This is a genomic window from Sanyastnella coralliicola (assembly GCF_030845195.1).
In the GTDB taxonomy this organism is placed as follows: domain Bacteria; phylum Bacteroidota; class Bacteroidia; order Flavobacteriales_D; family Sanyastnellaceae; genus Sanyastnella; species Sanyastnella coralliicola.
Window position 1 is genome coordinate 3,573,557 of the sequence record NZ_CP132543.1, and the last position, 16,429, is coordinate 3,589,985.

At 46.9% G+C, this 16,429-nt stretch carries 14 protein-coding genes; 11 read left to right on the top strand and 3 right to left on the bottom strand.

Annotated features, from left to right (window positions below):
* Positions 1-114 precede the first annotated feature (114 nt).
* The 9 genes from RA156_RS14790 to RA156_RS14830 all read left to right on the top strand — a co-directional run bounded on the left by RA156_RS14790 (position 115) and on the right by RA156_RS14830 (position 11,167).
* Entirely contained in the window at positions 115-738 is a 624-nt protein-coding gene (locus tag RA156_RS14790; protein ID WP_306641198.1) for a TetR/AcrR family transcriptional regulator, read from the top strand.
* Positions 739-740: 2 nt separating this feature from the next.
* On the top strand, positions 741-2,150 hold the full coding sequence (locus RA156_RS14795; RefSeq protein ID WP_306641199.1) for a TolC family protein: 1,410 nt from the start codon (positions 741-743) through the stop codon (positions 2,148-2,150).
* A gap of 20 nt (positions 2,151-2,170) precedes the next feature.
* Complete coding sequence (locus tag RA156_RS14800) at positions 2,171-3,331, top strand: efflux RND transporter periplasmic adaptor subunit (protein ID WP_306641200.1); 1,161 nt, start codon at positions 2,171-2,173, stop codon at positions 3,329-3,331.
* Positions 3,332-3,357: 26 nt separating this feature from the next.
* Complete coding sequence (locus RA156_RS14805) at positions 3,358-6,888, top strand: efflux RND transporter permease subunit (RefSeq protein ID WP_306641201.1); 3,531 nt, start codon at positions 3,358-3,360, stop codon at positions 6,886-6,888.
* Positions 6,889-7,112: 224 nt separating this feature from the next.
* Complete coding sequence (arsS, locus tag RA156_RS14810; RefSeq protein ID WP_306641202.1) at positions 7,113-8,090, top strand: arsenosugar biosynthesis radical SAM (seleno)protein ArsS; 978 nt, start codon at positions 7,113-7,115, stop codon at positions 8,088-8,090.
* A gap of 9 nt (positions 8,091-8,099) precedes the next feature.
* Positions 8,100-9,143, top strand: coding sequence for a methyltransferase domain-containing protein (locus tag RA156_RS14815; protein ID WP_306641204.1), 1,044 nt, complete (start codon positions 8,100-8,102; stop codon positions 9,141-9,143).
* Positions 9,144-9,307: 164 nt separating this feature from the next.
* Positions 9,308-9,676, top strand: coding sequence for a DUF4890 domain-containing protein (locus RA156_RS14820; protein ID WP_306641205.1), 369 nt, complete (start codon positions 9,308-9,310; stop codon positions 9,674-9,676).
* 22 nt (positions 9,677-9,698) lie between these two features.
* A complete protein-coding gene (locus RA156_RS14825; RefSeq protein ID WP_306641207.1) occupies positions 9,699-9,998 on the top strand; it encodes a hypothetical protein in 300 nt (99 codons plus the stop codon).
* Positions 9,999-10,006: 8 nt separating this feature from the next.
* Positions 10,007-11,167 (top strand): cupin domain-containing protein, encoded by a 1,161-nt coding sequence (locus tag RA156_RS14830; RefSeq protein ID WP_306641208.1) that lies wholly within the window; start codon positions 10,007-10,009, stop codon positions 11,165-11,167.
* 54 nt (positions 11,168-11,221) lie between these two features.
* On the opposite strand, the gene rbp is transcribed toward RA156_RS14830, so the two are convergent.
* From rbp to RA156_RS14845, 3 genes are all read right to left on the bottom strand, one after another.
* On the bottom strand, positions 11,222-11,698 hold the full coding sequence (rbp, locus tag RA156_RS14835) for an RNA-binding regulator (protein WP_306641210.1): 477 nt from the start codon (positions 11,696-11,698) through the stop codon (positions 11,222-11,224).
* A gap of 250 nt (positions 11,699-11,948) precedes the next feature.
* On the bottom strand, positions 11,949-13,562 hold the full coding sequence (locus tag RA156_RS14840) for a T9SS type A sorting domain-containing protein (RefSeq protein ID WP_306641211.1): 1,614 nt from the start codon (positions 13,560-13,562) through the stop codon (positions 11,949-11,951).
* Positions 13,563-13,582: 20 nt separating this feature from the next.
* Positions 13,583-15,208, bottom strand: coding sequence for a CRTAC1 family protein (locus tag RA156_RS14845; RefSeq protein ID WP_306641212.1), 1,626 nt, complete (start codon positions 15,206-15,208; stop codon positions 13,583-13,585).
* A 137-nt stretch (positions 15,209-15,345) separates the two neighbouring features.
* Between RA156_RS14845 and RA156_RS14850 the strand changes: the two genes are divergently transcribed.
* Together RA156_RS14850 and RA156_RS14855 are read left to right on the top strand one after the other, a co-directional pair.
* Positions 15,346-15,588, top strand: coding sequence for a DUF3098 domain-containing protein (locus RA156_RS14850; protein WP_306641214.1), 243 nt, complete (start codon positions 15,346-15,348; stop codon positions 15,586-15,588).
* Between the two features lie 17 nt (positions 15,589-15,605).
* Positions 15,606-16,394, top strand: coding sequence for an undecaprenyl-diphosphate phosphatase (locus RA156_RS14855; RefSeq protein ID WP_306641215.1), 789 nt, complete (start codon positions 15,606-15,608; stop codon positions 16,392-16,394).
* Positions 16,395-16,429: the final 35 nt, after the last annotated feature.

Genomic DNA, 16,429 nt, shown 5'->3' on the forward strand with positions numbered 1-16,429 from the left:
CGAATTCGAATACCGTTCACTTCCTTCTTCCTTTGCGTGGAAACCCAGGATACTCCGGAAACGTTTTAATATGACTTTCGTTTCCATTGGGGATTTTGGGTTAGCTTTGCCCCCATGGAAGAAAAAGAGTCGAAGATAATTGAGGCTGCTATCGGCATATTCATGCGATTTGGAATCAAAAGCGTGAACATGGCTGATGTCGCGACTCAACTTGGGATCAGTAAGAAGACACTCTACAAGTACGTATCAGATAAGGCTGATTTGGTCAAGCGCGCAATGGAATATCACTGCGACCTTGAAGACAAGCAGCTAAAAGAGATTGCAGAAAAGAACCTCAACGCCATTGATGAGAGTTTTGAGGGGATGCGCATGGTCATGAACATGGTGAAAGACATTCACCCTTCGGTGTTGTTTGACATCCAGAAATACCATCCAGAGATCAAGAAATCAATGGAGGAGGATCGCCATAAGATTATCTATGACCATCTCACAGCGAACATGGAGAAGGGCATGAAAGAAGGGGTATATCGTGACGATATCCACCCTGACATCGTGGCTTCGCTTTATGTCAATAACGTGGAAGCGATTTTCCACAAACTCACTTTCGTGGAAACGGAATACTCGTTCGCAACACTTTACCGCGAACTATTCCGACTGCATATCAGAGGAATTGCCAGTGCAAAAGGCATCGAATACCTCGTCGAAAAAATGAAACAAGAATCAAACGCCAAACAATAACAATGAAACCAGCAAAAGCACTCTCGTTAGTGATCGCCGTGCTTATCGCACAGTTCTCCTATGCACAGGAGGCGGTGAGCATGAGTCTTGCCCAGGCGCAACAATATGCGCTTGAACACGGCTTTGCTGTTACCAACGCACGTCTTGATGCGGCCAAAGCCGAGCGAGAAGTGAAAGAAACGTTGTCGATCGGTTTACCTCAAGTAACGGGGTCAATCGATTACAACAACTACATCGACATTCCGGTGCAGGTAGCCCCTGCAGATGCCTTTGGCTTCCCGGATTACCTTAACCAGTTCTTATTTGATGTTTCAAATGAAACTGGTGTTGCCTTAAATGCTCCTGAACCCGATCCAGATGCGATCAGTGAGTTCCAGTTCGGAACGCCGCAAACCATCACCGCAGGAATCCAGGCAACGCAAATCGTCTTCGACGGTTCTTACTTCGTAGGAATTCAGGCTTCACGCGCCTACGCTGACGCCATGCGAAACGGAATCGAAAAGTCAGAAGTGGAGACCAAAGAAGCCGTGGCCAGTGCTTACCACACGGTACTCGTTGCACAGGAAAACAGCCGCATCCTTTCAGAAAGCCTCGGTCTACTAAAAGACACTTTCGAAGAGACACAAGCACTCTACGAGAATGGCTTCGCTGAAGAAATGGATGTAGATCAGCTTCGTCTCAACCTTGCTGACTTGGAAAGTCGCATCAAGTATGCCGACCAACAAGCAGAGGTTGCGCTTGACATGTTGAAGTTCCAAATCGGTATGGATCTAGCCGCTGACCTCACGCTAACAGATAACGTGGAGTCTTTGACTGGAGATACAGGAGCTTCAATGCTCAGCACTCCGTTCAACATCGAAAACAATCCTGACTTCAAGATGCAGCGCAGCTACGTGAATCTAGCTGAGCTCGGGGTGAAGAATGAAAAAGCGCGTGCACTTCCTTCCATTGGAGCTTTCTACAGCTACCAGAGAAACGCCCAGCGTGATGAATTCAACTTCCTCGATTTCGATCAAAAATGGTACCCTATCCAACTTTGGGGTGTGCAGATGACCGTTCCAATCTTCGGTTCTACACAAGGATACCAACGTATTGAAAAGGCGAAGGTTGATTTGGCTCGCGCCGAAGAAGCACTCTTCCAAGTTGAACAAGGAGCAAAACTGGAATTCACCAGTGCGCGCATTGACTTTGACAACTCACTCGAACAACGTGAGATTCAAAAGCAAAACTTGGAACTCGCTGAGAAGATCTTCAACAAAACGCAGATCAAGTACAACGAAGGGGTGGCTAGTAGCTTTGAACTTTCTCAAAGCCAGTCGCAGCTTTTGACTACTCAAGGAAACTATATCAACGCCACGTTACAGCTACTCAACGCACGTGCGCGACTCAATAAAGCACTCAACAATTTCTAGCCAGACCAACGATTTCAGCCATGAAAACGACAATCAAAATATTATCATTCTTCGCTTTCACAGCATTTCTTGCCAGCTGTGGTGGCGAAGCCGTAGATCAAGACCTACAGGCCTTGACTCAAAAACGCGACTCAATCAAAACAGAGATCGCTACCATGACCGAGGAGCTCATGGAACTCGAAACCCAAATCGCAGAGATGGATGACGATTTCACATTGCTTCAGGTAACTGCCATTGAGGCTTCTATTTCGACCTTCGATCACTACTTCACCGTTCAAGGAACGATCGAAACCGACATGAACGCACAGGTTTTCCCTGAGTCTCAAGGAATGATCACTTCAATCAAAGTAAATGAAGGACAGCAAGTCTCAAAAGGACAAACCATCCTGACACTTGATACGGAGTTGATTCGTAAGAACATCGCAGAAGTAGAAACACAGTACGAACTTGCTGTTGAAATCTACGATCGCCAAAAGCGTCTTTGGGAGCAGAACATCGGCTCAGAGGTCCAGTACCTCGAGGCAAAGACCAACAAAGAACGCCTAGAAGGAACACTTGCTACACTCAACAAGCAAGTAAGCATGGGTACTGTTCGCGCACCATTCTCTGGAGTGATTGATCAAATCGGACCAAAGATTGGAGAGATGGCGAGCCCGGCATTCCCGGTAGCGCGTATCGTGAGTCTTGACAAGATGTACGTAACAGCTGACGTTTCTGAATACTACGTGAACGCAGTAAAGGAAGGAATGAACATCGATGTTATCCTCCCTGGAATTGATACGCTTGATGCGGAAATTGATCGCGTAGGACGTTTCATCAAGCCAGAAAACAGAACCTTCGAGGTTTCTGCAGAGCTAGAAAACTCACCTTCTCTTCGTCCCAACATGTTCTGTGCGTTGCGCGTGAACGATGCGCACTACGATAGCACGATGGTGATCCAGTCTTCAATGGTTCAGCAAGATGTTTCAGGAAAAGACTTCATCTATTTGTTGACTCGTGAAGGCGACAATTACAGCGTGAAGAAGCAGCCAATCACAACGGCTGAATCATTCGGAAATGAAGTACGTGTATCAGCAGGGCTCAAGCCTGGAGATCTTATTGTTGACAAGGGCGCGCGTCGCGTGATCGATGGTCAAGAAGTGGAGTTGTTCATGGAGAACGCTTCTGTAGCAACTAAGTGATCTATTCATCCTTTAATCAGTAAATCATGAAAGAAGAGGATATCATTGATCAAGGCGAAGGTAGCAACCAATCAAAAGAGGAAAAGCTCAAAGAGTTTGGCCTGACTACCTTCTCGATCTCAAACCGCACAACGGTCTTTGTGATCACCTTTATCATCTTCGCTGCCGGGTTGTACTCGTACATCACGGTACCAAAAGAAAGTTTCCCAGAAGTAGTTATTCCTGAGATCTACGTTGGCACACCGTACCCAGGTAACGGACCTACCGATATCGAAAAGTTGATCACTCGACCACTCGAGAAAGAGATCAACACCATCACAGGTATCGACGAAATCGTATCTACTTCTACCCAAGGTTACTCTGCCATCCAGGTCAAGTTTGACTTTGATGTGACGCCAGAAGAAGCCTTGAGAAAAGTAAAAGACAAGGTAGACGTTGCGATGTCTGATCCAGACTTCCCTGACGACCTGCCTGCTGACCCGAACATCTTTGAGATGAACTTCTCTGAGCTTGTTCCTGTAATGAACGTCAATCTTTCTGGAGATTACTCTCTAGACGACCTTAAGGCTTACGCCGAAATCTTGGAAGACCGCATTGAGAATGTCCCAGAAATTTCAAGTGTCGACATCCGCGGGGTGATGGATAAAGAGGTAGAAATTGAAGTCGATTTCTTGAAGGCGGAAGCCATGAACATCAGCTTCAATGACATCTCCGGAGCAATCCAACAAGAAAACCTGACCATTTCAGGGGGTGACGTTTTGGTTGACAACTTCAAACGTACCCTTCAGGTCAAAGGAGAATTCCAGACGATGCGCGACATCGAGCGCGTGATTGTGAAGAGCGAAAACCAAAACGTGGTATTCCTCGGAGATATCGCAAAGGTGGAGTTCGTTGAAGAAGAGAAAGAGAGTTTCGCTCGTGAATACCTTCAGCCGGTAGTTTCGCTAGACATTATCAAGCGCGCGGGAGAAAACCTCATCGAGGCCAGCGATCAGATCAACGAGATCATTGATGAAGCACGATTGAACGATCTTCCAGAGAACCTTTCGATCACTATTACCAATGACCAAAGTGATCAGACACGTACTCAGGTAGACGAGCTTCAAAACAGCATCATCTTCGGGGTGATCTTGGTTGTAGGGGTTCTTCTATTCTTCCTTGGTCTGAGAAATGCACTCTTCGTTGGGGTGGCGATTCCACTTTCGATGTTCATGTCATTCATGATCTTGAACGTCATGGGAATTACCTTCAACGTAATGGTTCTCTTCTCATTGGTACTCGCATTGGGAATGCTCGTCGACAACGGAATTGTGGTCGTCGAGAACATATATCGACTCATGGACGAAAAGGGCATGAATGCCATCCAAGCTGCACGCTACGGTGTGGGTGAGGTGGCATGGCCTATTATCGCATCTACGGCAACAACACTAGCAGCCTTTATTCCTCTCGCCATTTGGCCTGGAATGATGGGTGAGTTCATGAAGTACCTCCCAATGACGCTCATTATCGTATTGAGCTCATCTCTTTTTGTCGCTTTGGTAATTAACCCAGCGTTGACTGCCGTTTTCATGCGTGTTGGAGAACAACAAGTAAACAAGCGCCGCTCACTTATGGTGGGAGGAATCTTGACTGCAGTTGGTCTACTCTTCGTGTTGGTGAGCTACGGTATGATCGATGAAGATGGTGTAGATCAAGGAGTAGCAGTGCGTGTATTCGGTAACATGCTTGGTGTGGCTGGCGCATTAACTCTGCTCAACACCTTTGTTCTCACGCCTGCGGCGGAAGGCTTCCAAAACAAAGTGCTTCCTCGCCTTGAGAGCGCTTACGAGCGATTCTTGACTTACGCAGTATCTGGTATTCGTCCGTGGGTATTCTTCTTCGGAACTATTGGTATGCTCTTCCTATCATTCATCTTGATGGGCGTGGCTACTCCGAAAGTAGAGTTCTTCCCTGCGAATGAGCCTCAGTACTTGAATATCTTCATTGAGAAGCCAATTGGAACCTCAATTGATGAAACGAACCGTGTAACCGAATTGATCGAGCAACGCGTGATCAACGTGGTGAACAGCGAGCAATTCCAGAAGCCAGATCCTGTGACAGGAGAGGTTCAACCATTCCTGGTGAACTCTGTTATCGGTCAGGTCGGTAACGGAACAAGTGACCCTAACCAGGGGCCGCAGCTCGGAAACACGCCACACAAGGCACGTATTACCGTCTCATTCATCAAGTTCCAGGAACGTCAGGGCTTGAGCACCAATGATGTGTTGAACGCTATTCGTGAAGACCTGAAGAGCTTCCCTGAAGCAGAGATTGTCGTCGCGAAGAACGAGAACGGGCCACCACAGGGTCCTCCGATCAACATCGAAATCAAGGGCGACGACTACGATTCATTGATGCACTACGCACAAGTAATGAAACGCTTCATCAATGATCGCAGAATCGCTGGTATTGAAGAGCTCAAGCTTGACGTCAACAAGTCGAAGCCGGAGATGCCGGTGACGATTGACCGCGAAAAAGCACGTCGATACGGACTATCAACTTACCAAGTAGGTGATGCCATTCGTACCGCGCTCTTCGGTCGTGAGGTGAGTACTTTCAAAGATGGAGAAGATGATTACCCAATCAACATCCGATTTAGCGAAGAGTACCGCAACAACCCAGATGCCCTCTTGAACCAGAAGATCACCTTCCGTGATCCTGCGAACGGACAGATTAAGCAAGTACCAATTTCGTCTGTAGCCACGATCGGTAAGTCGAACACCTTTAACGCGGTGAAACGAATCGACTTGGAACGAGTGATCACGATCTCTTCCAACGTTCTGGAAGACTACAACGCCAATGAAATCGTGAATTCGATCAAAGGCGAGCTTCAAACATTCGAAATGCCGGATGGAATCACTTGGGAGTTCACAGGTCAGCAAGAAGAACAAGCAAAAGAAATGGCCTTCTTGGTTTCTGCCCTTTTGATTGCCTTCTTCATGATCTTCTTGATCATCACAGCGCAGTTCAACTCGATCAGCACACCTTTCATCATTGGGTTCTCTGTATTGTTCTCAATGATTGGTGTACTTCTCGGATTGGTTGTGTTCCAGATGGACTTCGTGATCTTGATGACGATGATCGGAATCATCTCACTGGCCGGAGTCGTCGTAAACAACGCCATCGTACTGATTGACTACACCAATTTGATACGTGACCGTAGAAAACGTGAATTGGGTCTGCCAGAAAACGAGCGTTTGGAATTCAAGGATGTGGTTCAAGCCATTATTGAAGGTGGTAAGACACGTCTACGCCCAGTACTTCTTACAGCGATCACAACAATCTTAGGTCTTCTGCCTCTTGCGGTAGGGCTTAACATCGACTTCGTAGGCTTCATGGTTGACTATGACCCGAAGATCTACGTAGGTGGTGACAACAATGTGTTCTGGAAACCAATGTCTTGGGCGATCATCTTCGGATTAACCTTCGCCACCTTCTTGACCTTGGTCATCGTGCCAATTATGTATTGGTATTTGAACAGAATGAAGTACAAGATGTTATATAAGAAAGCAGTATAACACACATAATTGGTTGGTTTGTCGAGAGTTCCAACCAGTGTTTACTAGTTTGGTTAAGGTTTAAACGAATCAAGCCCCGGAAACGTCCGGGGCTTTTCGTATTCTACCCTTAGCCGTCAATTTTTGGTTAATTTTAGCTTCCGCGCTAGCGAATTGTGTCAGGATCGTGATAAACGTGGTAAAACACCGACCTACATTTGCAAGACGCGAAAATCGTTTGAGAAATGAACAAGAGCCTCCCCATACTAGATCAGTCGTTTGAGTCTACTCTACGCAAGCATCAGATTGAACTGAAACGTAAAGAGATCAAAATCTTGCAGGTGAACATCGGTAAGCTATGTAACCTTGCTTGCTTGCATTGTCACGTTGAGGCAGGGCCAAAGCGTACAGAAAACATGGTGCGTGAAACGGCTGACCGTATTCTTGACCTTCTCCGTAAAGAGCCACAAATTCACACCGTTGATATCACTGGTGGGGCGCCTGAGATGAATGAGAACTTCCGCTACTTCGTTTCTGAAATCAGAAAGATGGGCAAAGAGGTGATTGACCGTTGCAACTTGACTGTGTTCTTCGAGCCAGGACAAGAAGACACGATTCAATTTCTCGCAGATCAAAAGGTAAAGGTGGTCGCTTCTCTTCCATGCTACCTGAGTGACAACGTGGATAAACAGCGCGGTAAAGGAACTTTCGTGAAGAGTATCGATGCCCTGCAGCAAATGAATGATCTAGGTTACGGAAAGCCTGGAACAGGTCTAGAACTTGATCTTGTTTACAATCCGGTAGGTGAACACCTTCCTCCTGGACAAGCGAAACTTCAAGAAGATTATAAAGTCTACCTCAAAGACAATTTCAATATCGAATTCAATCAGTTGTACACCATTACCAACATGCCGATCAAGCGTTATGCGCACATGCTCGAACGTGAAGGAAAAATGGTGGAATACATGCAGCTGTTGATCAACGCGTTTAACCCACGCGCAGCCGAAGCTGTCATGTGTACGGAGTTGATCTCTATTTCATACGACGGACAGATTTACGATTGTGACTTCAACCAGATGTTGGAGATTCCATTGAATTGGAAAGATCGTACCGTATTCAACATCGAATCATTTAGCAGCCTAGAAGAAGACATCGCATTCGACAACCACTGCTTCGGATGCACCGCTGGTGCCGGAAGTTCATGCGCAGGTGCCATTCTTTAATCGAACATCATGACCACAAATAATATCCAAGATTCTGTCAAGAACTACTATGGAGAAGTTCTTGAGACCAAAGCAGACCTTAAAACCTCTGCATGTTGTCCAACAGAAGCCATGCCTAAGCACCTTCGTCCGCTAGTGAAGAATGTGCACAAAGAAATCAAAGACAAGTTCTACGGCTGTGGATCACCGATTCCACATGCACTCGAAGGTATGACCGTAGTTGACCTTGGGTGTGGAACGGGGCGCGATGCCTACGTGCTTTCTCAGTTGGTGGGTCCAACGGGAAAAGTCATCGGAATTGACATGACCGAGGAGCAGCTTGAGGTGGCTAACCGTCATGTTGATTACCACATGGAGAAGTTTGGGTTTAATGCGCCGAACATTGAATTCCGCCACGGTTTAATTGAGGATCTGGCTTCAGCTGGTCTAGAAGACAACTCTGTTGACTTGGTTGTGTCAAATTGTGTAATCAACCTTTCAGCTGACAAGACGAAGGTTTTCAAAGAGATCTTCCGCGTGTTGAAGCCAGGTGGAGAGATGTACTTCAGTGATGTATTTAGTGGTCGCCGTATTCCTAAGGCTATCGCCGAAGACGATGTCTTGCTCGGGGAATGCTTGGGTGGTGCCATGTACACTGAAGACTTCCGTCGTGCCCTGCGTAATCTAGGATGCCTTGACTACCGCGTAGTATCAAGCGGGGTGATTGACATCGAGGATGAAGAGCTCTACGCTAAAGCGGGAATGATTGATTTCTACTCATTGACGGTTCGTACTTTCAAAGTAGACTTCGAAGACATCTGCGAAGACTACGGACATGTCGCTTACTACAATGGAACGATTCCTCATGCACCACACAGCTTTGTGTTAGACGACCATCACGAGTTCCAAACAGGGATGCCTGTACCGGTATGTGGAAACACTGCTCGCATGTTGGCAGATACGCGATTCGCCTCACACTTCCGTGTAGTGGGTGACTTTAGCACACACTTCGGACCATTTGATAAGGGAAGCGATGAGAGCAAAGGCAATGATTTGCCTGCAGCTTGTTGCTGATAATCAAAGCATAAGAATCAAATAGTAGTAGCTGCTTAAGGTGTTGCTTATCTGGCACTTTAATCAGTCTATCGTTACTTTTGTACCCCTGAACCGGTATTTAGAATCATTCTTTGATCTAGTTTTTTTCCTTTTCTTATCTTAGGAATCCAAACTAGCAAAAAATGACAGCTAAACATCTGATTTTCTCAACGGCATTCGTGCTGTTGAGCCTAGTTGGTATTGGCCAAGACAAGACAGCACCGTCTGACGTCGAAGCGGCCACCATTCAAACCAACAAAATGGTCGAGCTACTCAATCTCGATCAAGCTCAAAAAGAGCAGGTCTATCAAATTAACCTTGAAACGGTCAAAGAGATCAGCGCTATGAAAACGAGCGCCGGATCCCAAGTCGGTTGGGACCAACTCGCTCCTGTTGTAAAGACACAACAAGACCGCATTGCTGCGCTTCTGACAGCAGATCAAAAAGTCCTTTTCAAGGAAATGAACGATCGTTACCGCGAGCGTATGATCGAACGTTCAGAAAAGAAATAGCCACAACTCAACCTTTCCTAAAATGTCAAATAAGAAGTTCACATTGGTGGATGCAGATATCTCCACCGTGAAAGAAAGTCCGGCTTCTTCTCGTCCAAAATACTGGACAAAAGCAAGCAGCGTTGTTATCGCTCTTGCTGTAGGAAGTGCGGCATTGTCAGGATGTTCTGACGACAAGCCATGTACTGACGCAGACCGTGGCGCAGACCCATATGTATACGATACAGGCCAATTTGCCGATCCTTATGATTTCGGAGGTGATAGCGACACAGGTGTTGCTGATCCAGCAGGGAACGGGGATCTATGTAGAGATTACGACTAAGAAAAACCATGTTCGATATTAATCAATTGTTCAGCCCACTTTCGTGGGCTGAATTCATTTCAGAATACTTCGAGAAAAAGCACCTGCTCATCTCTAGAAATGACCCGCATTACTACGATGAAGTAGTCACGTTAGAAGATGTAGATGAGGTGATTTTCTCCCAGAAGATCAATCACCCCGCATTTCGAGTAGTTGATTCAAAAACGGGTGAGTTCCCTGATCCGAGGCGCTACACTCAGAATGGAACTTCATCCATTAATCCGGTAGAATTCTGCCGAGAGTATACTGAGGGAGGAACACTCGCGCTCGCTGGGATGCAACATCATGTGCGTTCGCTTCGAGCGTTCTGTAACAACCTACAGCGCGCTTACGGACATCCGACCCAGACCAATCTCTACTTGACGCCTCAAGATGCTCAAGGTTTTTCTCCTCACTACGACAACCACGATGTCATCGTGCTTCAAATCCATGGTAAAAAACACTGGAGACTGTATGAGTCAGACATGAACTTGCCGGATAAATCCATGCCTTTTCAGAAAGAAGGGTTCACTCCTGGAAAAGTGTTCAAGGAGTTTGATCTCAACGCTGGTGATCTCCTGTACATTCCTCGTGGACTTGTGCACGATGCGATTACCACGGATGAATCATCACTGCACGTGACCCTTGGTGTACTTGGATATACTTGGAGTCAGTTGCTCATCGAATCGGTGGTTAAACTCACGGAGGAAAACAAAGAGTTCCGTCATTTCGTTTCGGAAGGCATGCGATCAACAGATTATGATCAGCACTTTAAGACCTTGCTTAGCAAGCTCGAAGAAGACCTTCGAGAACGCAACGGAATTAGTCGATTCTCAAAGCAATTAGAGGAGCAAACTCCATCAGAAAACGTTGGCCACTTGCTCAACCTCATTGATTCCTCTTCGAATCAAGGTCCGGAGGAATTCGCCATCATTGAAGGAGTCTCTCTAGAAGAGAATGGCGAGGCTATCAGCTTTAAAAAAGGGTTTAAGGAAGTTTCCTTCCCTATCTTCTGTAAGAACACGTGTGAAGAACTGGTAACCCACGGAGAACGATTCTCTCGATCTCATCTCGACAAAGAGCTAGATGATGAAGGGGTTGATGTTATGATCTCTCGCTTGCTCAGGGAGGGAATCATCAAAAGAGTTTAAACGAAAAAGGCCCCTGCAAATGCAGAGGCCTTTTTAATTATATCGAGTGATTGATTACCAACCTGAGTTGCCACGATCACGGTCGTAACCTCCACGGCCACCACCACGATTGTCGCGGTCGTATCCTCCACGACCTCCGCGATCTCCACCACGGTCACCACCGCGGTCACGATCATATCCTCCGCGGTTTCCACCACGGTCACGGTCGTAGCCTCCACGGCCTCCGCCGTAGCCACCACCTCCGCGGTTATCGCGACGGAATCCGCCACCTCCACGGTTGCCCATCTCCTCACGAGGACGAGCTTCTTTAACCACCATACGACGACCGTCGTACTCCATATCGTTTAGAGCTTCGATCGCAACGCGACCAGCGTCATCATCATCCATTTCAACGAAGCCGTAGCCTTTAGAATTTCCGGTTTCGCGGTCCATGATGACCTTCGCCGATGAAACCTCTCCGTACTCTCCAAAGAGTTCCATGAGGTGGTCCTGAGTCACATTAGGGCTCAGTTTTGTAACAAAAATGTTCATATAAGAGAATTAAAAAAAATGCAGTGGGATTCCACAAAAGTGGCCTGAACTGGGGAGTTTACTTGTTATCCTGGAGATTTGACTTCGTCTAAAAAACTAAAAACAGCTCCCCTTAAATCATTGTATTAATTGCCGGATTTTTCATTCCGACAGTACGAAGGTAGACTTTTTCCACAGTCACACCTCCTTCATTGTGTAAAATTCGTGTTAATAAGGCATTGATTAACAATTAACTGAGCAATTTCCCCGCTTATTGCTTAATCAACGAGATCACTTCACCGTCCTCTGTACGAAGCAAATAGCTCCCGCTTTCGAGGCCTGATAAGTCCCAAATGGTGTTGTCATTCACCATTCCCTGACGTAATACACGTCCTTGGCTGTCGTAAATAGTTACGGTGCCCGACGTACTTACCTCGATACGTAGAGCTCCTTGAATTGGGTTCGGGTAGGCCTTTAGTTTCTTTTTCGCCAGGTAACTAACCGAGTTACTCCAGTCAACCACTACGGTGAATGATGCTGAACATACGCCATCGCTGACAGTGACCACATATTCTCCTGGGAGTAAGTTGATTGCCGTATCTCCTGTTTGACCGTTGCTCCACTCAATGGTCCATCCCGCTTCCGCGTTAGCGAAATCAATAGTCACAGAACCATCAGCTGCGTCAACAGCAGAAGCCGGAGTCTGAGTGAGCACGTAGCTCGGATTAAAGGATTGCTCTCGCAGCGATTCAAAGAAGTTGTAACCCGCGAGCATTGCAAACGGCGCACACTCGCCGTGGTCGAAATTACCTCCATCAAGCGCTTGAACAGTGGTAGAACCATTAGCGATCATCGTTTCTTCGGCGACCACAGAATTCATGTAGCCTACTTGATCATCTCCGGTACAGTAATACAAATTCGTTGGTGCGGTAGGGGCCCAGTCATATACGTCGTTATCTGCCAAAGCAAGACGCAGTGGGTGTTGTGGGTCTGTTTCAAAAGCCTCTAACACTTCAGGAACCAACATTTCAGAAGGAACATCTGGAAAGGCGTTGTTGATTTGCCCCATGGTGGTCAAACCAGTAAACAAGTCTGGAATCACCGCTGCGTATTGAGGTAGGAAGATATCCTCTAACTCTTCATAAAGGTTGCCATATACTTCTTGGTAGCTCAAGATAACGTAAGGCATGTACCCTGGTGTTGGGTAAACCTCATCACTGGTCAATACTTCGGCTTGTGAGCCAGAGATGTCATACGGACCGCTCATTGGAGCGCTTCCGGTAACCGTAAACTCATCTGAAAATTCAGTTTCAATCTTCTTGTGCAGCGCCATGGTTGCGTGACCCCCTTGAGAATACCCCCACAGGAAGAGTTGATCATCTAATTCAAAATCGAGCTCATCTTGAAGGTTGTGCGCTGCGCGAATCAAATCTAGGCTCGCATTGGCTTGTGACTCTGCATGCACGTACAAATGCATCCCTGGTGAATCTCCCAAGCCGATGTAATCAGGCATAGTGATCGCGTAACCTGCACTAGCATATAGCAACCCCAGTCTCGACTCGTAATTCTGGTAACTAGGCACGTTGATTTTCAAGGCTACGGTGCCATGCTGATAGCTCGACAGTGGTAATGGACAATCAAGATCACTCGGCAAACAAAATGCCCCGGTCACTTGAACACTATCACCATTGGGGTGAATCGTTTGATAGGTCACTTTGTAGAAATCAACCTCATGTTGAAGGTTCACCAAATCACTATTTAGTCCAAAATCTTGAAGGATCTCGGTGATCTCATCAACCGTATAATGGTCGAGGAGTTCCACGTCCTGAGCGTAGCTAAAAGAAACAAGAATAGTCAGGATCAGAGAGAGAAGGAGTCTTTTCATAGTTGGAAGGTAGGGCTCTTTTATGGCCCGAACAGATTAGTTAACGCTAAAAGTAGGTCGTAGGTATCTACATCGTCATCATCATCTAAATCTCCTTCACAATCAGGACCCGAACAACCATAGTTTGAAAGGAAGTTAAGCAAGTCGATAACGGACCCTGTAAGATCGTTATTCAGGTCTGCATCAGCGTCTTCCAAAGTTTGTCCTTCAACGAAGTAATGCTCTGTATTGATCTCCAGGTCATAGAACTCTTCAACCAAGCCATTAGGCCAACGAATAATCAGGCTGTCGACCGTTTGACGCTCACCTAACCCGAATACCATTCGGTCACTATTCTGCTGCGAGTATCCACTCGCGCCGAGGTGTTCATCTACCTGCATGTGGCCGTCACTCCAAAGCGTCACACGAGAACCAAAGGCATCGCGGTTCGAAACCGTACCTTCAAAACGAAGTCCAATGTAATTGCCCGTCTCTGAGTTGTTCTCGAAGAGTTGAACGCCCGGTGAGTCACCAAACAAACTGTTTGCAACGAGAATATCCTCGTCACCGTCGTTATCTGCATCGGTAATCGCAATTGCTGCGCTGCTCCACGGGCTATCAATCACGCCGTCGTCTCCTGTAATGGCGAAGGTCCCATCTCCAACGTTCCTAAACAGGCGATTGGGGAAGGTTGAGAAATTGTAGTTGTTTGCCATGTACAAGTCCTTCTCACCGTCGAGGTTGTAATCAAACCAGGCTACTCCCCAGCCCATTCCTGGGTCATCTACCTCCAACTCTTCTTCCACGTTCGTGAAAGAGCCATCACCATCATTGCGCAAGAGCGCATTTCCATCGTAGTTGTTGGTAATGTAGATGTCGAGCCAGCCGTCGTGATCGTAATCAGTGACGTCTACCCCCATTCCTTCACCAGAATGTGCAGCGCCCAGCTGGAATCCTTGGTTATTGAATACTCCTGAACCGTTGTTGATGTACAGGCGGTTGGGTTGATAGGCATCATGGGTCAGGTAAAGGTCTACGTCTCCATCATTGTCGCTATCAAAAAACACAGCGCCCATTCCAACCAAGTTGTCAAAAGCTCCCGAGGCCACGTAGTGATCGGTAAATCCACCGGAGTGTCCGAGGTAAAAAGCGTTGGCTTGGTTGATATTCACGACGTAAATGTCGAGCCAACCATCATTGTTGACATCACCAGTAATCACGCATCGGCATTGTCCTTCATCCGCAATTCCCAGGGCTTCTGCGCCCTCAACGAATAGGCCATTGCCCATGTTTCGGTAGAATGAATTCGGTCCGTTGTAGTTTCCGCAATAGAGGTCTTTGTCACCGTCGTTATCGAAATCTGCCCAGATAGATGCGTAGGTATTTCCGGCATCGTCCAGGCCTAATTGTGGAGCAACGTCTGTGTAGGTTCCGTCGGCATTGTTTTGATATAGTTTATTGGGCGAGTTCTTGATACTCACGTAGAAATCATCCAGTCCGTCTTCATTGATATCAACCACTGAAAGTCCGTAGTTGATACCCTCTCCGGTAATATTCGCCCCTTCAGAAACATCGCTGAACACGGCTTCCTGCCCGACAATCACAGAGCTAGCCACACAAGCCAAAGCGAGGATTAAGGTCTTTTTCATCATAGTCAGTGCTCTCAACGCCACTAAGTTAGCGGCTTTAGGTTCTTCCAATCAAGCCTGAGTTGGCAGAATGTGCCAAGGCTATCGGCGAAATAACCTTCGAACTTTGCAAAAGTTGACAAGTCAAGTGGATGAAAGGCATTATCTTCGCTCCCATGGACAACAAAAGCTTTCCATTTCAGCGCCAGAACTATATCCTCATGCTTATCGGCATGGGTGTGGTGATCCTTGGGTTCATCTTGATGTCTGGCGGTGGGTCTGATGACCCGAATGTATTCAGCGAAGAGATCTTTAGCTTCCGCCGAATTACGCTTGCGCCGCTCGTGGTGCTTGGTGGTTATGGTTTCATCATGTACGCCATCATGAAGAAGCCGAAGACGACTGATTCAGCAGAATAACTTAGCCCTCCCCTCCCTTGTCGATCATTGAAGCGATCATACTTGGTATTATTCAAGGACTCACCGAGTTCCTTCCCGTTTCTAGTAGCGGACATTTAGAACTCGCCAAAGCGGTACTTGGAAACGAGCAGCTGCCGGCTGAAAGTTTAGCCTTTACCGTCATTGTGCACTTCGCCACTGCATTGAGCACGATCGTCATCTTCCGCAAAGACATTGTGGAGATTGTCAAAGGACTTTTCTCAGGAAATAAAGAATCCATTAGCTTCTCAATGAAGATCATCGTTTCCATGATCCCAGCAGCGTTGATTGGCGTCTTGTTTAATGATCAAATCGAAGCGTTGTTCAGCGGCCAAATCTTGCTTGTTGGAGCCATGCTGGGAGTTACTGGGTTGTTGCTTTTCCTCGCTGACCGCGCGAAATCAACAGAGAAATCTGTGGGTTTACTGGACGCGGTTGTGATCGGATTAGCGCAGGCTATTGCCATTCTTCCTGGAATTTCTAGATCAGGTGCTACAGTGAGCACGAGCGTGTTGCTGGGAATCGATCGCGAGAAGTCTGCACGCTTTTCGTTCTTAATGGTGGTGCCATTGATTCTTGGTAAAATGGCCAAAGACATCCTTGACGGTGTGCAGTTTACAGGAGATGCTTTCGGTGTGTATGTCGCAGGATTTATTGCCGCATTTATCGCCGGCTTACTCGCTTGTCAATGGATGATTGCCCTAGTGAAACGCAGTCAATTAAAGTACTTCTCTTATTACTGCTTCATTGTAGGTGCCATTGCCTTGGTGTGGGCGCTCAGCGCTTAACAGCTTTCCTCTTGTCTCGAATTCTTCTTCACGGT